Consider the following 18384-nt stretch of genomic DNA (forward strand, 5'->3'; position numbering starts at 1 on the left):
CGGCCTTCCCGCCAGGCTCACGCCCGGACGCCCGGTCTTGCAAAAGGCATCCCGACACCGCTACAGCGCCGCCTACAGCCCGCGCGAGCCTTGTCCGGACCCGCCTTCGAGGCCCGGCAGGACCGGACGGGATGACGTCTTTTGGTTGAACGTCATTCGCGCCCGGCAAGACTATCCCATTGGGCCAGGCCCTCACTAAAACAGGATTACTCATGTCCTTTGCTTCCCTCGGTCTCTCCGAGGCTTTAGTCGGCGCCATCGAAGCCGCCGGCTATACCCAGCCTACCCCGGTGCAACAGCGGGCCATTCCCGCCGTGTTGCAAGGTCGCGACCTGATGGTCGCGGCGCAGACAGGTACTGGTAAAACCGGCGGTTTCGCCCTTCCGATCCTGGAGCGGTTGTTTCCCAACGGTCACCCAGACAAATCCCAGCGTCATGGCCCGCGCCAACCGCGCGTACTGGTCCTGACCCCAACCCGCGAACTGGCGGCCCAGGTCCACGAGAGCTTCAAGGTCTACGCTCGCGACCTGAAGTTCGTCAGCGCCTGCATTTTTGGCGGCGTGGGCATGAACCCCCAGGTCCAGGCCATGTCCCGTGGCGTCGATGTACTGGTCGCCTGCCCCGGTCGCCTGCTGGACCTGGCCGGCCAGGGCAGCGTCGACTTGTCCCACGTTGAAATCCTCGTGCTGGACGAAGCCGACCGCATGCTCGACATGGGCTTTGTCCATGACGTGAAGAAAGTCCTCGCCCGCCTGCCCGCCAAGCGCCAGAACCTGCTGTTTTCGGCGACGTTCTCCAAGGACATCACCGACCTGGCCGGCAAGCTGCTGCACAACCCGGAGCGCATCGAAGTCACGCCACCGAACACCACGGTCGAGCGCATCGAGCAACGCGTTTTCCGCCTGCCAGCCAGCCACAAGCGTGCCCTGCTCGCGCACCTGATTACCGCCGGTGCCTGGGAACAGGTCCTGGTGTTCACCCGCACCAAGCACGGCGCCAACCGCCTGGCCGAGTACCTGGACAAGCACGGCCTGCCGGCTGTGGCGATCCACGGTAACAAGAGCCAGAATGCCCGCACCAAGGCCCTCGCCGACTTCAAGGCCGGCGAAGTACGCATCCTGGTGGCCACTGATATCGCCGCCCGTGGCCTGGACATCGACCAGTTGCCTCACGTGGTCAACTTCGAGCTGCCAAACGTCGATGAAGACTACGTGCACCGTATCGGCCGTACTGGCCGGGCCGGTCGTTCGGGCGAAGCGATCTCGCTGGTCGCGCCCGACGAAGAAAAGTTGCTCAAAAGCATCGAGCGCATGACCAAGCAGAAAATTGCCGACGGCGACCTGATGGGCTTCGATGCCAGCACCATCGAGGCCGAGAAGCCTGAAGTGCGCGAACGTCCGGACGTGCGCAATCCGCGCAATGCCCGCGGCCCACGCGGCGACGGTCCGAATGGCGGCGGTGGTGGTGGCGGCGGCCGCAAAGACAAAGGCAAGGACAAGGGCAAGGAAAAATCGGCCAGCAACAGCAATGGCCGCGGCGAACGCCCTGCCCGCGAGCAGAAGCCCCGCGAAGGCACACCGGCCCGTGAACAGCAGCGTCCAGCCCCACGCGCCGCAGCCGATCGCGCCCCGGACGAGTTCCTGGACGACGACGTCGACAACTTCGGTAACCGCGTCGACTACGTGCCGCAACAGAAACCGGCGCAGGGCCGTGGTCGTCGCCCGGGTGCCCCGACACAGGGTGCAGCTGCAGGCGCGCCGCGCAGTGGCCAGCCACAAGGCCGCCAGAACGGTCCGCGCAACAGCAACGGCTCGTCCACCGGTACGCCACCGGCCAAGCGCAGCGGCCCACGCAACGGTGCCCCGCGTGACGGCCAGGCCCGTCGCGATGACACCCGCCCGCGCCGCCCGGCCCATGACGACCAGCCTCGTCAGGAACCCGCCGTGCAGAACCCGCGCGGCAACCAGCCGAAGATCATGCACAAGGAGTCGAAAGCCGATCGCTTCCCGACGCCTGAGCAACTGGATCAACTGCCAAGCCGTCCACGGGGCGAAAAACCGGCATTGCTGACGCGCAATCGCTGAGTTTTTCCAAGTTGTAAAAAATGCCCGGGTCTCGCGACCCGGGCATTTTTTTTGGCCCAACACAATTCCAAATGTGGGAGCGAGCTTGCTCGCGATAGCGGTATATCAGTCAACATCAAGTCGACCGGTAAGACGCCATCGCGAGCAAGCTCGCTCCCACACGGTTCTCTGTGTTGCTCGAAACCGCGCAATAAAAAACGCCCCTGATCGCAAGATCAGGGGCGTTTTTTTGTCAGGTGCGAAGATTACTTCGCTTTGACACCTTCAAACGAGACGTACAGTTCGACTGCGTCGGAGGTTGGGCCCAGGTCTTTCTGCTTGCCGAAGTCCGAACGCTTGATACTGGTGGTGCCTTCGAAGCCCGCACGGTAGCCGCCCCATGGATCCTTGCCTTCACCCAGGAAGGTGGCCTTGACCACGACCGGCTTGGTCACGCCCAGCAGGGTCAGGTCACCGGCCACATCGGCGGTTTCCTTGCCATCGGCGTTTTTGCCGGTGGATTTGACGCTGGTGGACACGAAGGTGGCCTTGCCAAATTTGCTGGCATTCAGGAAGTCAGCGCTGGCGATGTGCTTGTCGCGCTCGGCGTGGTTGGTGAACACGCTGGCGGTGTTGACGTTGAACTCGATCTTGCTGGCTTCAGGCTTGGCCGCGTCGAAGCTGAACTTGCCGTCGATGTCCTTGAAGGTACCGGTGATGTAGCTATAGCCCAGGTGACTGATCTTGAAGTCGACGAAGGCGTGCTGGCCTTCCTTGTCGACCACGTAGTCTGCGGCCATGGCCTGGCCAGCGGACAGCAGGGCAGAACCGATTGCCAGGGCGGCGAGCGTCTTTTTCAACATGCTTTCTATTCCTTTGGAGTCGAGGTTGAACATCAGGCTTGGCGCCCCAGCATTCGCTTGAGGGTCGCGTCACGGTCGATAAAGTGGTGTTTCAATGCTGCCAACGCATGAAGGCCGGAAAAAATTACCAACGCCCATGCCAGGTAGAAGTGAATCTGGCCGGCGACGTCTGCCTGATCGGGCAGTCCGGACACCAGCGCGGGTACTTCAAACAGGCCAAACACCGGGATCCCGACACCGTCTGCGGTGGAAATCAGGTAACCGGCAATCATCACGGCGAACAACCCGAGATACAGTGCGCTATGGCCGAGCTTGGCGCTGATGCGGGTCAGGCGACCATAGGTTTGCAGGGTCGGTGGCGGCGGGCTGACAACGCGCCAGATCACCCGCAGCAACATGACCGCCAGCAGCACCAGGCCAATGCTCTTGTGCAGGTCCGGCGCGTCTTTGCGCCAGGTGCTGTAGTAATCCAGGCCGACCATCCACAGGCCCAGGGCAAACAGCCCGTACACCGCCAGCGCAACGCCCCAGTGCACAGCGATACTGACCCAGCCATAGCGAGAAGAAGAGTTGCGTAGCTGCATTGCTCATTTCCTGTAAAAACTGCGATCAAGACTAGCGAGTTATCTATCGATTTAAAGCGGAAAATTTCGCTTTGAAATATCGAGAAATACGATCATCAGTCTGGAGAGGGTGGGTTAAGGAAAGATTAAAGGGGAAACGGTGGGTGATGGCGAGGGCGCAGGCAGCCGTTGGTGCCTGCATTGACCTCATCGCTAGCAGGCTCGCTCCCACAGGAGACCGCGCCGGGATCGTCACCGCCGCTCAACTATTTTTGCCATGCAATATATATGTATCGCCAACTCCGCCTCCCCTCTTGATCAAATGAGCGTTCAACAACTCATTGAACAAGGTAAAAATATGGCTGTTCCTTACACTCCATTTCGAACCAGCGGCTCGCCGTTGCTGCCGCCCAATCAAACAATGTCGCCAGGGCAGTACATTCAGTCTCCAAACGGGCGATTTCGATTGATATTGCAGGCTGATGGGAATTTGATCATCAAGGATGGTGAGGCTGTCATCTGGGTTGCAGATAGTAAACAACGTTATAGTGCGACCTTGCATCCAAAAAAAATGCGGGAACCTCTGCAGTTTGTAATTTCCAACAGTGGTTTTCTTTATGACCCATCCAGAAAACGTGTATGGATCGCTGAAAGCACTCATAGTAGAGATAAATCACTTTGGTACAACGCCTGCCTGGCGATCCAAGACGATGGCAACTTGGTGATCTACGACAAACGGACAGGAAATCTATGCTGGGCCCGCTTTGGATTCGCTCCCGGACGCTTTTCAAAGCCAAAGCGGGTCAAGATCCTGTTTGAGGAGGTACCAATATACACGTACTATTTTTCATTAGGGCCCCTCTGACTTCATTTCTTAAATTAAGGAGCCATGACGGTTTTGAGTTACTAATTCACCGAGCACTCGGGTTTATATGGATCCATCGTGCACTTATATGCCAATTGAGGATCTCTTTTTGGAATCATTGGGGTTTCCATAGGGTCGCGACACTCGCCATACACACATCCATAAATTGAAACCAACACGCCTATTGCAATTAGCATTTTCATAAACGCTCCTTTTTGTGAGGAGCCTAAACTTATGGCATGGAGGGCTCTATCGCCTGCTTCCTATTGACTAGTGGGAAGTTTCCGATAAATCGCCGAGGTGTGTAGGACGTCAACACTTCATTGCGCAACGCAGAGCGCTGGGCGTCGAAGCCAATGCTCCTGATGCTGAAAAAAAAGCGCGGCCCTTGAGCCGCGCTTTTTTTCTTCTGGAGGTTACTGAGCTTTGGTTTCAGTAGTCGCCGCCGGCTTGGCGGCGGGTTTCTTCACCGGTTCAGCCTTTTTCACCGGGGCCTTGGCTGGGGCTTTTTTAGCTTGAGCCTTAGCAGCCGGTTTTTTCGCCGTGGGTTTGGTCGCTGCTTTCTTCGCTGGCTCAACCTTCGCCGGGGCCGGCGCGGGAGGTTCCACCGGGGCCGGTGCTGGGGCGGGCGTTGGAGCTGGCGGCGGTGCTACCGGCTCTGGCGCCTTCACCGGCTCCGGCTTCTTGTCGTCATCCGAACCGCCAAACAGGTTGCTGAAGAAGTTGCCCTTCTTCGCCGCCACTGCACCAGCAGCCGCCGCCGTTGCAGCAGGCGCGACTTTAGGAGGTTCAAACGACTTGCCCGCCGCCAGGTCTTCAACCTGGCTGGCCGCTCGCTGACCACTGCGCAACGCGCCTTCCAGGGTGCCCGGATACAGGGTATCGGTGTGTTCGCCGGCAAAGGCTACGCGCTGCAATGGCTTTTCCCACAGGCGCCAGTACTTGCTGATCTGGCCCGGGCCAAAGGCCAGGTACGCACCGCCCATGGACGGGTCGGTGCTGTAACGGCGGATTTCATAGCCAGTGAACGCGCCACGGGCCTGTGGATAAAACGCGTGCAGACGGATCAGCACCTGATCGACCATCTGCTTGTCGCCGAAAGCCTGCATCACCCGGGCGTTGTCGCCGGACAGGTTGATGACCACGTTGGCCCCGCCCTTCATGGCCGGCTCGATCCACATCATGCCCAGGCCGGCGTTGCTGTAGATCTCGCCCGACATGCGCGCCTTACTGTCCCAGACCGGGGTCTTGAACTTGAGCATGATCTGGTCGCGCCAGCCGTAGTTGGTGCCCTTGATCGCGCCTTGATGCTGGGCGTCCAGGGCCGGGGTCAACTGGATCTTGTTCAATGCCCGCAACGGCACCGCCAGCACCACGTAATCCGCCTGGTAGCCAACGGCGCCAACTTTGACGGTTACACCGTCCTTGTCTTGGGAGATGGCCGACACGGGCGAACTGGTCTTGATGGTTTTCAGTTGCTTGACGAATGCCTGGGCCAGTACCGGACTGCCGCCGAGCAGGCGCGAGGCCCGCCGGTCGCGGTCGGAGACGCCGCGATAGACGCGGTTCTGCTGGGCGAAATATAACAGCGACAGGCGCGAAGGTTCGTCATACCGGGTGCGAATCTCCTGGTTCACCAACTGCCGCGCCGTGGCCGGCAGTTGCAGGCGGTCGAGCCAGTTGGACACGGTGATCTGGTCCAGCGCGTGCAGCGTGTTGGTCGCCGCCGGGTTCAGCGGGTCTTCGATGGAGCGCGCCAGGTCGTCCAGGGTGGTTTCGTAGCGCTTGAGGGCTTCGGCGGTGGCCGGCTGTTTGCTCGCCAGGTCCGCGGCGGTGAAGTAGATGCCGTCGATCAGGTAGCTGGGGGTGCGCACGAACTCCGGGGCCGGCGTGGTGCTCAGCTTGAATGTGGAGACGTACTTGTTCAGCACTGGCTGAGTCTTCTCGTTGCCGATCCACTCGCTGGTGGCCATGCCCGAACGACCGCCCAGGCTCGGTTTGGCTTCCAGCAGCGTCACGGCCCAGCCTTTGTTCTGCAATTCATAGGCCGCCGTGAGCCCCGCCAGGCCGCCGCCGATGACGATGGCCGTCGGTTGTTTGTCCTTGGCCAGCGCCGAAACGCTGAACAGCCCTATCATCACCAGCGCACAGGCGCGCAGCCAACCAGCAGACATTCAACGAACTCCGGATCAAAACGTAGGAAATTTCAGCTTTCGAGCCAGGCGACTCGGGGCTTTTCGAGCCAGTCGGCTCAGGGAACGGCGAAGAATACGTCAGCCATCAAAACGCCGCCAGCGACGTCTATCGCCTCGTTCAAAGTAGTGGGAATGACACAATGGGTTGTCCGCCAGGCCGCCATTGCATAGGCTTGCGCGATTGTTTTGCCCGCGCCCGCCGCGAGCCGCCTCGAGGAGACTGTACATGGGCCTGAATAACCAGTGGATGCAACGCGACCTTGCGGTGCTATGGCATCCCTGCACCCAGATGAAAGACCACGAACAGCTGCCGCTGATCCCCATCAAGCGCGGTGAAGGCGTGTGGCTGGAAGATTTCGAAGGCAAGCGCTACCTCGATGCGGTCAGCTCCTGGTGGGTCAACGTATTCGGCCACGCCAACCCGCGCATCAACCAGCGCATCAAGGACCAGGTCGATCAGTTGGAGCATGTGATTCTCGCCGGATTCAGCCATCAGCCAGTGATCGAACTGTCCGAGCGCCTGGTGAAGATGACGCCCGAAGGCCTGACCCGGTGCTTCTACGCCGATAACGGTTCGTCCTGCATCGAAGTGGCGATGAAGATGAGCTTCCACTACTGGATCAATCGCGGCCGGCCGGACAAAAAACGCTTCGTCACCCTGAGCAACAGTTACCACGGCGAAACCATTGCGGCGATGTCGGTGGGCGATGTGCCGTTGTTCACTGAAACCTACAAGGCGTTGCTGCTGGACACCATCAAGGTGCCGAGCCCCGACTGCTACCACCGCCCTGAAGGCATGGGTTGGGAGGAACATTCGCGCAACATGTTCGCGGCCATGGAACAGACCTTGGCCGAGCACCACGACACCGTGGCGGCAGTGATCGTCGAACCGTTGATCCAGGGCGCTGGCGGCATGCGCATGTACCATCCGGTGTACCTGAAGTTGCTGCGCGAGGCCTGCGACCGCTACGGCGTACACCTGATACACGACGAAATCGCCGTTGGCTTCGGCCGTACCGGGACGATGTTCGCCTGTGAGCAGGCGGGTATCACGCCGGATTTCCTCTGCCTGTCCAAGGCCCTGACCGGCGGTTACCTGCCCCTGGCCGCGTGCGTGACCACCGATGAGGTCTACAGCGCGTTCTACGACGACTACCCGACCCTGCGCGCCTTCCTGCATTCCCACAGCTACACCGGCAACCCGCTGGCCTGCGCGGCGGCCCTGGCAACGCTGGATATCTTCGAAGAAGACAACGTCATCGAGAACAACAAGGCCCTGGCCCAACGTATGGCGAGCGCCACCGCGCACCTGGCTGACCACCCGAACGTGGCCGAAGTGCGCCAGACCGGCATGGTGCTGGCCATCGAGATGGTCAAGGACAAGGCCAGTAAAACTGCTTATCCGTGGCAGGAACGGCGTGGCCTGAGTGTGTTCCAGCATGCTTTGGAGCGTGGTGCGCTGTTGCGCCCGCTGGGCAGCGTGGTGTATTTCCTGCCGCCCTATGTAATCACCCCGGAGCAGATCGATTTCCTCGCCGAAGTGGCCAGCGAAGGCATCGACATCGCCACCCGGGACAAGGCCAGCGTGGCGGTACCGAAGGACTTCCACCCGGGTTATCGCGATCCGGGCTGAGCCTGGGCCACCGCCATCGCGGGCAAGCCTTGCTCCCACAGAGAAGCGAACCCACTGTGGGGGCAAGGCTTGCCCGCGATGAGGCCGCGAGCTTCAACCACGATCATTTTTTCTTGCAGAGACTCCACATGAGACTGTCCCGCTTCTTCATCGACGCGCCCCTGAGCCTCGGCGACCACGAACTGCCTGAAGCCCAGGCCCACTACATCAGCCGTGTGCTGCGCATGGCCGAGGGCGATGCCGTGCAGGTGTTCCACGGCTCGGGCCAGGAGTTTCGCGGCACCCTGGCCGAGGTCGGCAAGAAACGCGTGCGGGTGCAATTGGACGAGCAGTTCGCCGGGCAAGCTGAATCGCCGCTGCGCATCCACCTCGGCCAGGGCCTGTCCCGGGGCGAGCGCATGGATTGGGCGATCCAGAAAGCCACGGAACTGGGCGTCAGCGAGATCACGCCGATTTTCAGCGAACGCTGCGAAGTGCGCCTCAAGGACGAGCGGGCCGAGAAGCGCCTGCTGCACTGGCGCCAGGTGGCAATCAGCGCCTGCGAGCAGTGCGGGCGCTCAAGCGTGCCGGTGATCCACCCGCCGCTGCTGCTGGCTGACTGGCTGAAACAGACCGAGGCCGAACTGAAGCTGGTGCTGCATCCGGTGGCCGAGCCGCTGGTCAGCCATGACAAACCGTCGACGTTGGCGTTCCTGATTGGTCCCGAAGGCGGGTTATCGGATGCCGAGGTCGAACAGGCCAAGACCGCCGGCTACCACGCCGCCCGCCTCGGCCCCCGCGTGCTGCGCACCGAAACCGCGCCGGTTGTGGCACTGGCGGTGGCGCAGCAGCTATGGGGGGATTTCTAGAGTCAAATGTTGAACCCATGGCGCTAGAGCACGTAGAACAGAATCGCCACGAAGTGCAGCAAACTGCCGGCGATGACAAACAGGTGCCAGATGCCATGGGCGTGGCGCAGCCGGTGGTCGAGGGCGAAAAAGATAATGCCCACGGTGTACAACACGCCGCCCGAGGCCAGCCAGGCAAACCCGGCGCTGCCCAGGGCCGCCAGCAGCGGCTTGACCGCCACCAGCACGATCCAGCCCATCACCGCGTAGATCACAATCGACAGGATCCGCGCTTCGGAGCGCGGCTTGATCTCCTGCAAGATACCAATCACGGCCAGCCCCCAGACAATCCCGAATAGCGTCCACCCCCACGGCCCGCGCAGGGTCACCAGGCAGAACGGGGTGTAGCTGCCGGCGATCAACAGGTAGATCGAAAAGTGATCGACCTTCTGCATGATTTCTTTTTTGCGCCCGCGCACGCTGTGGTAAACCGTCGAAGCGCTGTACAGCACCAGCAAGGTGAACCCGTAGATCGCCACGCTGACAATCTTCCACGGATCGCCCGTCATCCCGGCAATCACCAGCAACCACACCGCCCCGACAAAAGCCGCCACCGCCCCGACCAGGTGCGTCCAGGCGTTGAGTCGTTCCCCGTGATACATCCAGTCCCACCTCACATTCCGAAACAAGTGCCCAGGCTCAGGCCTGGCGCTTGAAAGTGCAATGCTTTGCTTCCAGCCTACTTAACACTTAACTGTGAAGATCTCTGTGGCGAGGGAGCTTGCTCCCGCTTGAGTGCGCAGCGCTCACAAATTTTTTGGGGCGGCGGCGCCACCCAGCGGGAGCAAGCTCCCTCGCCACAACAGCTCTCCAACCACATAAATCGCGTCGCCAGGAAGACATGGGGCACAATCGGGCAATACGAATAAGAGTCCGCCCCATGCTGATCGACGAAGAATTGACCCTGAAGAAACTCGAGGTGTTCCTGGCCTTCATGCGCACCGGCAACCTGGCGCGGGCGGCCGCCGAGTTGCAGACCAGCAATGTCAGTGTGCACCGGGCCATTCACTCGCTGGAGAGCGCCCTGCGTTGCCCGTTGTTCAAGCACGAAGGTCGCAACCTCACGCCGCTGGAAAGCGCCTACGTGCTGGAAGAGCGAGCGCAGAAGCTGATCCAGGACGTCATCGAAAGCGTACGCCTGACCCGCGAAGCCGCCGGCTTCTCCGCCGAACGCTTCAAGCTAGGCTCGTTGTATTCGTTGACGGTCAAGACCGTGCCGCAACTGATCATGGGCCTGAAAATCCGTCGCAGCGAGCTCAATATCGACCTGATCCTGGGCTCGAACATCGACCTGCTGTACAAGCTCAAGAACATGGAGGTGGACGCGATCCTGATCTCCCTGGACGACAGCGTAAACGACCCTGACTGCGAGCATATCGAGCTGTTTTCCGATGACATCTTCCTCGCCACGCCGGCCGACTCGCCCTTTGCCCAGCGCAGCGAGGTCGACCTGGCCGAGGTGCGCGACGAGACGTTCATCACCCTGACCCAGGGTTTTGCCACGCACCAGGACGGCATCCGGGTGTTCAAGCAGGCGGGGTTCGAACCGAAGGTGGCGATGCAGGTCAACGACATCTTCACCCTGCTGAGCATGGTCAGCTCCGGGGTGGGCTATGCGTTGCTGCCGGGCAGGATTGCGGCGGTGTATGAGAACCGGGTGAAACTGATCCCGTTGCAGGAGAGGTATCGGCTACAACAGCGCATTGGCGTGGTGTTCCTGAAAGCCAAGGAGCGTGATCCGAATCTGCTGGCGCTGTTGGCTGAGTGCCGGATGTATGCCAATCGCCAGGTGTGAGACCGTGTTGCCTTCATCGCGAGCAGGCTCGCTCCCACAGGGACACGCGGTCAACTGTGGGAGCGAGCTTGCTCGCGATGGGGACAGTCCTGTCAACGAAGAGACTAAGCCCTAGCCCATCAACCCCCGCATGATCAGAAACAACAATGAAGGCCCCAACAAGCATCCAAGCGCCGTATAGAACGCCGCCGTCAGGCAGCCATACGGCACCAGCTTCGGATCGGTGGCCGCCAACCCACCGGCCACACCGCTGGAGGTGCCCATCAAACCACCGAAAATCACCGCGCTGCGTGGATTATTCAGGCCAATCAACGGTGCCACGAACGGCGTCGCCACCATCACCAGGATCGCCTTGATCAACCCGGCGGCAATGGACAGCGCCATCACTTCGGAACTGGCACCAATCGCCGCCCCGGTCACCGGCCCGACGATGTAGGTCACCGCCCCGGCGCCAATGGTGGTCAGGCTCACCACATCGGTGTAACCAAACGCCATCGCCACACCCACGCCAGCAATGAACGACGTACCGACCCCGACGAACAGCGCCAGCACCCCAACGAAACCGGCTCGCTTGAGTTCTTCGATACTCACGCCAAACGCCGTGGCGACGATGGCAAAGTCCCGCAGCATCGCACCGCCCAGCAAGCCAATCCCGGACAGCAGCGGAATATCCACCACGCCCTTCTGCCCACCGGTCATTGCCCCGCCGATGTAGGAGAGCACCAGCCCCAGGAGAATGGCGATGGCCGAGCCATGCAGGCGGCCTTTAGTGAAGGTGTTGCTGATCCAGTAGGACACCCACATGGTGATGCCGACAATGGCGAAACCGCTGATCAGGCCGTAGCCGGTGATGACTTTCATCATGGATTCGTACATGGCAATCACCCGACCGTCTTAACGGAAACGTCGCCCTGGGGCCCTTTGTTGCCAATGCGCACCAGCACCGGTACCAACGCAAAGGCAATCACCACCGCCAGGGTCCCGGCCAGGATCGCCATCGGCCCGCCCTTGAGCGCGCCGTAGACGTTTTGCTGCGCCGCCATCGCGACCACGATGGGGATGTAGATCGCGCTCCAGAATTCCACGCCGGCCTCGGATTTGCCCTTGAATAGACCGCGCTTGCCCAGGTAACTGCCCAGGCCGATCAACAGCAGCATCGCAATGCCGACGCCGCCGACGTTGGCCGGCACGCCGATCAATTTGCCCAGCAGCTCACCAATAAAAATACCCGCCAGGGTACAAAAGGCCAAAAATGCCACACCGTAGATAATCATTGTTGTAGTCCTCAAAGTGCATCGTCGAAGTTGTTGTTTTTGTGCTTCGCCAGCTTGAGTCGGTGGTTTAGGGTTGGCGATTTCCCTCCTCATGCAACAGCGCCTGCAGGGTGTCGAGCCGCGCGCCGTCAAAAGCCATGACAGTACCCTGCTCGAACACCCGGCGCGCCAGGGCGGTCAGCACCGCACCGGGCGGCAGTTCGATCTGTAGTCGCACGCCGCGCTCGTAGGCGCTTTGCACCGTGCCGCGCCAATCCACCACGCGGCACATGTTGAACGCCAGGTCGTCGCGCAAGGCCTCGGTGTTGATCAGCGGTCGCGCGCGGCTACCGCTGAGATAACCCAAGGCCGGTGCTTTCAACGACACGTCGGCAAATGCCTGGGCCAGTGTCCGGGCCGGTGTTTCCAGCAACGGGCAATGGGACGGCACGCTCACCGCCAGCCGACAGGCTTTCCCGGCGCCCAGGCTTCGCGCCTGCCTGGCAACGTTGCTCATGGCCTCGTCACTGCCGGCGATGACCACCTGGTTATCCGCGTTGATGTTGGCCAGGTAGACCGGGGTGCGGTCGCTGTGCACCTGCGCCAGCAATGTTTCCACCGCCGCGAGGTCGAGGCCGATGATCGCTGTCATGCCGTAGCCTTGCGGATATGCACGCTGCATCAATTCGCCCCGCAGGCTGACCAGCCGCAACGCATCCTCGAACCCCAGCGCCCCGGCCACCACTGCCGCTGGATAAGCACCGATGGACAGCCCCGCCACGTAGTCCGGGGCAGGTGCCTGCTCCAACAGTTGACGGGACGCCGCCACGCCGGCGATCAACAAACAAAGCTGAACCGCGCGGGTCGACTGCAACGCCTCGGCGCTGTCCAGTTGCAACACGTCCTCACCAAGCACGTCACCGGCCTCGTCGAGGACTTGCGGCGCCAGGCCATGGAGCATGCCCGCGCGCTGCGCACCCTGGCCGGGAAAGACGAAGAGGCTGCTCACGCGACTTGCTCCAATGAAGGCTGCCAAGGATCACTCACCAGCCGTGCCTGCACATCATCCTTGAGCAGGACCCGCCGCGACGAACCCGCCCACTCGCGCAAGGCCACGGCACCGCAGGGCGTTTGCAACTGCATATCCACGGCGCAGACCGAAGCATCCAGTTGCGCCAGCAATTCTCTGGCGCGGAAACGATCGAGAAAGTGCGGCGTGCGAAGAATCAAATCCAGGTCGCTGCGTTCATGCAGCGCCTCGATACCCGTGGCGAGCTCGAACCCGGCGCTGCCGCTGACGCCCCAGGCCCAGCCACTGGCATCGAGCAGCGGACGCAGGCGGGACAGCGCTTGCAGGGCTGGCAAGTCGCGAGTCGACGGGACGTGACAAAGGTCTTCCGGCCTGACGCGACGGGCAATCGCCGCGACCGCCATCGATGTTGCATAACGCTGCTCGCGCAAGCGCCCGCGCACGCCAACCGCGATTTGACCCGGCGCCATCAGCGAGCGCCGAACCACCACCGGTTGACCGGCGGCAATCGATTCGACCACCCATGCCGGCGCACCCGCAGGCACCTGCTCCGGGGTCATCCCCCAGAGCAGGTCATGGGCCAGATACGTATTCACCACTGTACTCTCAGCAGTTGGCGCACGGTGCTGGAAGCCGCGCGATGAGTCGCACCGAGGCGACTGCTCAAATCGCGAGGCGCAGCGGCCACATCGTTGATCGCCTGTTGCAGACAATCCGTCACCCGGGCCAGATCCGCCGCCGTCGGTTGCTCGATTTGCTCCACCGACAAGGTTTCCCACAGCAGACCCAGGCTGGCAAAACTGTCGATGTCATAAGCCATCGGCGGCACGCTGGCAGCCAACGCCTCAAGCTCCTCGACGCTGCGCAGGGTGACCCGCGCCGCCGAGGCCTTGCCCATGGCGTGGACCATCACGCCCGGGTCACGCAGGGCGATCAGGCGGTTGGCCTGGTAGCCGTGGGCCAGGAACGCCCCCGACATGGCCTTGCCCACCAGCAAACCGATCACCGGATGCCCGGCCAGTCGCGCACGGGCGTAGCTGTCCGCCGCGCCGGCCAAGGCCTGATGAATGCCCAGGGCTTCTTCGCGCCGGCCATAGGCCTGGCTCGGTACATCGACAATGGCGATCAGCGCACGCTTGTTGACGGCATCGCGGTCGGCGTCGATGGCGTCATCCACCGCCTTGGCCAAACCCCAGCCCTCCAGCAAACCGACTTCGCCATTGCGAGCACGGAGAAAGCGACTGTCGGGATCCGCCACCACCGCCAGCAGGCGCACGGTTTGATTGCCCAGCCTGGTGTCAGCAACCTTCAACGAAGCCGGCAAGCCTTCCAGCGGTTTGGCGTCGCCACTCAAGGCTTCGAACCAGCGCAAGCCTCTCAATGAATAGGCACTCATGAGCGTTCTCCCTGATACAGCTGGCGAACCGTGGCCGGTTCGATTTGCACGTCAGTGTCCAAACGGGCCAGGCGTTGCAGGAACAGCTCGGCCTGACCGCTGCGGTGTTGCGCGGCAACGCCCAGGTGCAGCAACTGGCCGACCTGTTGGCGGATCTGCGTCACATCGTCGGCCACATAACGATCCACCAATCCCGTGGCGAACCGCTGTTCACCGCCGGTCAGGCTCCAGATGAACGGCCGGTCGCGGGAGTCGTATTCGTCGATCCCGGCCTCCTGTTCGATCACTTGTGGGCCGTTCAGGCCCAGCCGCGCTTCCTGGGTCACCAGCAGATAACTGCACAGCCCGGCGGCGATGGACATGCCACCAAAACAGCCGACGCTGCCGGCCACCACACCGACCACCGGTTGGTATTGGCGCAAGTCGACAATCGCCGAATGAATCTCGGCAATCGCCGCCAACCCGAGATTGGCCTCCTGCAAACGCACGCCGCCGGTTTCCAGCAGCAACACGGCACGGGTCGGGATGCCCTTGCGGTTGTCCTCGGCGGCCAGTTCCAGCGCACCGGCAATCTTCACCCCGCCGACTTCGCCGAGGCTGCCGCCCTGGAACGCGCCTTCGATGGCCGCGATCACCACGGGCAGGCCGTCGAGCGTGCCCTTGGCGATCACCACGCCGTCATCGCTTTGCGGCACCACACCCTGGCGCAACAGCCACGGCGACATGACTCGCTGGAACGGGTCGAGCAGTTCACGGAAAGTGCCCTCATCGAGCAAGGCCTTGGCCCGTTGCCGGGCACCGAGTTCGACGAAGCTGTGCTTGTTGAGCAACGCTGCACTGTCAGTCATGGCCGATCTCCTCGAAGCCTTGCTCCAGGCGCAAACGCACCACGCCGGGGGTGGCGCCGAAATCGTGGATGTCGATAGACAAGGCCGGCGGTGTCTGGCCGTCGAACATGCGGGCGAACAGGTGCTGCCAGCGTTGTTCACTGCCGTTGACCGAGGTCTGCACCTGGATGGTCAACTTGCCCGCCAGACCGGGTTCGATCAGCACTTCCAGGTCGCCCGAGCCGACACAGCCCACCAGCGCCCGGCCCCGTGGCGGCTGCCCGGCGGGGAATTCAAAGGATAAGGTTTCCATCAGCACACTCCAGGGAAGAGGCCATCGCCGCGCTCGATACGATCGAGGAACAGACAGGCGGCGAGCAGGTCGGCAGCGCCACCGGGCGAGGCGTTCAAGGCAATCAGTTGTTGGTCCAGCGCGTGCAATTGGCGACGACCGCCCAGGCTCGCGCTGCCACCGGCATCGAGCACCGCCTTGGCGCCCTGTTGCATGGCTTGCAAACCCGGCTCGCCGGCGCGATAAAGCACGCAGGTATCGGCCAGGGTGGTCATGATCGCCAGCAAGGCATCGAGCCGGGCGTTCTGCTCTCCCGCGCCCGCCGCGCGACTGCGCTTGAGCTGCGGCAGGCCCAGGCCGGTGACCGCCGGGAACGCCAGTTGCGCTTCCTCCCGGGCACCGCGCACGCCGTAGCGCTGGGCTACCTGGGCGCCGTGGCTCAAGGGTTGGGGCGCATAACGGTCGTTGAGCAAGGCCAGGCGGGCAGCGCGTAAAGCGACTGCACTGGCGGCACTGGATTCAGGTTCCAGCGCCGTTGCAGCGACCAACAGGCCCAAGGCCCAGATCGCCCCGCGATGGGTATTCACCCCGCCGGTGGTGGTGAGCATCGCGGTTTCACCCTCGCGGCCGATGCGCCCGAGGGCTTCGCGCAGCGGCAAACCGATCTCGCCACAGTCGAGGGCGGCTTCGGCCATTTCCTTGAATGCCGGCCACAGCGACAGCGCCGAAGCATGCATCAGGCCCAGGTGCAGATCGGTGTGGGCGCCATTGCCACGACGGTCCACCAAGGCCGGTTTAGGTGACAGGTCAGCTTCGTCGATCAGCGCATCCACCGCCATATCCGCCAGGCGCTCGGCCAAGGACAGTTTTTTCGGTTGCAGGTTAAAGGCGTGCATTTACCAGCTCCTGAACTTGGCGGGCGGGTTGTAGAGGCCACCGGACCACTCCACCAGATCGGCCACGCTCTTGGCCGCAAGCAGTTCGCGGGTGGCGTCGGTGCGGCGGATACCGAGGTCTTCGGGCAAGGCGATCAGCCCTTCGCGGCGCATGCGCGCGGTGTCTTTCGGGTCATGGCGCAGGCCAATGGCGGTGACGCCGGCCACGGCCGCGATCATCGCCTGGCGTTCTTCCAGGGAACGGGCCTTGTACAGATAGGCGATGCCCTCTTCGGTCAGCAGGTGGGTGACGTCATCGCCGTAAATCATGATCGGAGCCAGGGGCATGCCGGCTTTCTTCGCCACGTCCACCGCGTCGAGGGTCTCGACGAAGGTCGGTTTGCCGCCCTCCTGGAACGTCTCGACCATCTGCACCACCAGCTTCTTGCCGCGTTCGAGCAACGGCGCCTCGCCATCGCCGTGGCGCATGTCGAGCCAGGCTGGCGTGCCGTGACGACGACCGCGCGGGTCGTGGCCCATGTTCGGCGCACCGCCGAAGCCGGCCAAGCGGCCACGGGTCACGGTGGAGGAATGGCCGTCGCCGTCCACTTGCAGGGTGGCACCGATGAACAGGTCCACCGCGTATTGCCCAGCCAGTTGGCAGACCATGCGGTTGGAGCGCAGCGAGCCGTCGTGGCCGGTGAAGAACACGTCCGGCCGGGCGGCGATGTAGTTTTCCATGCCCAGCTCGGTGCCAAAGCAATGCACGCTTTCCACCCAGCCGCTTTCGATGGCCGGGATCAGGGTCGGGTGCGGATTGAGCGTCCAGTTGCGGCAGATCTTGCCCTTCAGGCCGAGGGATTCGCCGTAGGTCGGCAGGATCAATTCAATCGCGGCAGTGTTGAAACCGATGCCGTGATTGAGGGATTGGACGTTGTGTTTTTCGTAGATCCCACGGATCGCCATCATCGCCATCAGCACATGCACAGGCTTGATATGGCGCGGGTCGCGGGTGAACAGCGGCTCGATGTAGAACGGCTTGTCGGCCACCACCACGAAATCGACCCAGGACGCCGGGATGTCGACGCGCGGCAGGTCGCTGACGTCATCCACCAACTGGTTGACCTGGACAATGACAATGCCGTCACTGAAGGCCGCCGGTTCGATCAGCGCCGGTGTGTCTTCGGTGCTGGGGCCGGTGTAGATATTGCCGGCGCGGTCGGCCATGAAACCGGCCGAGAGCACCACATTGGGGATCAGGTCCACCACCAGCCGGGCATAGAGTTCGATGTAGGTGTGGATCGCGCCGATTTCCAGCAAGCCGTCTTCCAGCAACTGGCTGATGCGCAGGCTCTGGGTACCGGCGAAGGAGAAATCGAGCTTGCGGGCGATGCCGCGTTCGAACAGGTCCAGGTGCTCGGACCGCCCGACGCTGGGCATGATCATGTGCAAATCGTGCAGCTTCGAAGGGTCGACTTTCGCCAGGGAGCGGGAAAGGAAGTCCGCCTGCTTCTGGTTATTGCCCTCCAGCACCACACGGTCGCCGGGCAGGATCAACGCCTCCAGCGCAGCAACGATCTTGTCGGTGGGCAGCACCACACCGTCGGCAAGCCCCTTCACCAGCCCGAGACGCCGCTGCTTTTCGCTGCGCCGCCGCGTCCAGCGCGAGTCGGGGGATATTGTTGTTGTCATGACCACTCCACGGGTTCGCTGTCGTGGGGATCACCTTAGGAGTGTTATGGCGCGGGCATCAATCAAGCTCGACGATGGATCGTTACGGTTGGAGTAATGGTTGAACGCCATCCTTGCTCGCGATAGCGGTGGGTCAGCCAAAGGAGATGTCGAAT

The 18384-nt window shown here is 62.2% G+C and carries 18 protein-coding genes; 5 read left to right on the forward strand and 13 right to left on the reverse strand.

Going from position 1 to position 18384, the window contains the following annotated elements; genetic code table 11:
* The first annotated feature begins 212 nt into the window (after positions 1-212).
* Entirely contained in the window at positions 213-2084 is a 1872-nt protein-coding gene (rhlE2, locus tag HU749_RS27950; protein WP_186649235.1) for an RNA helicase RhlE2, read from the forward strand.
* A 245-nt stretch (positions 2085-2329) separates the two neighbouring features.
* Here rhlE2 and HU749_RS27955 read toward each other — a convergent pair whose 3' ends face one another.
* Positions 2330-2926, reverse strand: coding sequence for a YceI family protein (locus HU749_RS27955; RefSeq protein ID WP_024616437.1), 597 nt, complete (start codon positions 2924-2926; stop codon positions 2330-2332).
* Positions 2927-2958: 32 nt separating this feature from the next.
* Positions 2959-3510, reverse strand: coding sequence for a cytochrome b (locus HU749_RS27960; RefSeq protein ID WP_186649238.1), 552 nt, complete (start codon positions 3508-3510; stop codon positions 2959-2961).
* A 301-nt stretch (positions 3511-3811) separates the two neighbouring features.
* Between HU749_RS27960 and llpB the strand changes: the two genes are divergently transcribed.
* Complete coding sequence (llpB, locus tag HU749_RS27965) at positions 3812-4354, forward strand: lectin-like bacteriocin LlpB (protein ID WP_225919117.1); 543 nt, start codon at positions 3812-3814, stop codon at positions 4352-4354.
* A gap of 416 nt (positions 4355-4770) precedes the next feature.
* On the opposite strand, the gene HU749_RS27970 is transcribed toward llpB, so the two are convergent.
* The gene (locus tag HU749_RS27970) at positions 4771-6528 is read right to left on the reverse strand and encodes a flavin monoamine oxidase family protein (RefSeq protein ID WP_186649241.1); all 1758 of its coding nucleotides are present in this window, start codon (positions 6526-6528) and stop codon (positions 4771-4773) included.
* A 247-nt stretch (positions 6529-6775) separates the two neighbouring features.
* Between HU749_RS27970 and HU749_RS27975 the strand changes: the two genes are divergently transcribed.
* Both HU749_RS27975 and HU749_RS27980 read left to right on the forward strand, forming a co-directional pair.
* Positions 6776-8182, forward strand: a complete 1407-nt coding sequence (locus tag HU749_RS27975; protein WP_186649244.1) for an adenosylmethionine--8-amino-7-oxononanoate transaminase — start codon at positions 6776-6778, stop codon at positions 8180-8182.
* 128 nt (positions 8183-8310) lie between these two features.
* Positions 8311-9030 carry a 16S rRNA (uracil(1498)-N(3))-methyltransferase gene (locus tag HU749_RS27980; protein ID WP_186649247.1) on the forward strand — a complete coding sequence of 240 codons (720 nt, stop codon included), beginning with the start codon at positions 8311-8313 and terminating at the stop codon, positions 9028-9030.
* Positions 9031-9053: 23 nt separating this feature from the next.
* Here the strand turns inward: HU749_RS27980 and trhA are convergent, their stop codons facing one another.
* Entirely contained in the window at positions 9054-9671 is a 618-nt protein-coding gene (trhA, locus tag HU749_RS27985; RefSeq protein WP_014340650.1) for a PAQR family membrane homeostasis protein TrhA, read from the reverse strand.
* A gap of 278 nt (positions 9672-9949) precedes the next feature.
* On the opposite strand from trhA, the gene HU749_RS27990 reads away from it, so the two are divergent.
* Positions 9950-10864 (forward strand): LysR family transcriptional regulator, encoded by a 915-nt coding sequence (locus HU749_RS27990; protein WP_095962443.1) that lies wholly within the window; start codon positions 9950-9952, stop codon positions 10862-10864.
* Between the two features lie 111 nt (positions 10865-10975).
* Here HU749_RS27990 and madM read toward each other — a convergent pair whose 3' ends face one another.
* The 9 genes from madM to mdcA all read right to left on the reverse strand — a co-directional run bounded on the left by madM (position 10976) and on the right by mdcA (position 18229).
* The gene (madM, locus tag HU749_RS27995) at positions 10976-11740 is read right to left on the reverse strand and encodes a malonate transporter subunit MadM (protein WP_046063311.1); all 765 of its coding nucleotides are present in this window, start codon (positions 11738-11740) and stop codon (positions 10976-10978) included.
* Between the two features lie 5 nt (positions 11741-11745).
* On the reverse strand, positions 11746-12138 hold the full coding sequence (gene madL, locus HU749_RS28000; RefSeq protein WP_079302955.1) for a malonate transporter subunit MadL: 393 nt from the start codon (positions 12136-12138) through the stop codon (positions 11746-11748).
* A gap of 67 nt (positions 12139-12205) precedes the next feature.
* Positions 12206-13126 carry a malonate decarboxylase subunit epsilon gene (mdcH, locus tag HU749_RS28005; protein ID WP_186649250.1) on the reverse strand — a complete coding sequence of 307 codons (921 nt, stop codon included), beginning with the start codon at positions 13124-13126 and terminating at the stop codon, positions 12206-12208.
* Entirely contained in the window at positions 13123-13743 is a 621-nt protein-coding gene (locus HU749_RS28010) for a malonate decarboxylase holo-ACP synthase (RefSeq protein WP_079303451.1), read from the reverse strand. The genes mdcH and HU749_RS28010 overlap by 4 nt, the downstream gene beginning before the upstream one ends.
* Positions 13740-14543: a biotin-independent malonate decarboxylase subunit gamma gene (gene mdcE, locus HU749_RS28015; RefSeq protein ID WP_186649253.1), complete on the reverse strand. Its 804-nt coding sequence runs from the start codon at positions 14541-14543 to the stop codon at positions 13740-13742. The genes HU749_RS28010 and mdcE overlap by 4 nt, the downstream gene beginning before the upstream one ends.
* On the reverse strand, positions 14540-15391 hold the full coding sequence (locus tag HU749_RS28020; protein ID WP_186649255.1) for a biotin-independent malonate decarboxylase subunit beta: 852 nt from the start codon (positions 15389-15391) through the stop codon (positions 14540-14542). Before HU749_RS28020 ends, mdcE begins: the two co-directional genes overlap by 4 nt.
* Positions 15384-15683 carry a malonate decarboxylase subunit delta gene (locus HU749_RS28025; RefSeq protein WP_003206454.1) on the reverse strand — a complete coding sequence of 100 codons (300 nt, stop codon included), beginning with the start codon at positions 15681-15683 and terminating at the stop codon, positions 15384-15386. Before HU749_RS28025 ends, HU749_RS28020 begins: the two co-directional genes overlap by 8 nt.
* On the reverse strand, positions 15683-16558 hold the full coding sequence (locus HU749_RS28030) for a triphosphoribosyl-dephospho-CoA synthase (protein ID WP_079302958.1): 876 nt from the start codon (positions 16556-16558) through the stop codon (positions 15683-15685). The genes HU749_RS28025 and HU749_RS28030 overlap by 1 nt, the downstream gene beginning before the upstream one ends.
* Positions 16559-18229 carry a malonate decarboxylase subunit alpha gene (mdcA, locus tag HU749_RS28035; RefSeq protein ID WP_003206457.1) on the reverse strand — a complete coding sequence of 557 codons (1671 nt, stop codon included), beginning with the start codon at positions 18227-18229 and terminating at the stop codon, positions 16559-16561.
* Positions 18230-18384: the final 155 nt, after the last annotated feature.

Origin of the sequence: Pseudomonas ogarae (assembly GCF_014268695.2) — a bacterium.
Classification (GTDB): Bacteria; Pseudomonadota; Gammaproteobacteria; order Pseudomonadales; family Pseudomonadaceae; genus Aquipseudomonas; species Aquipseudomonas kilonensis.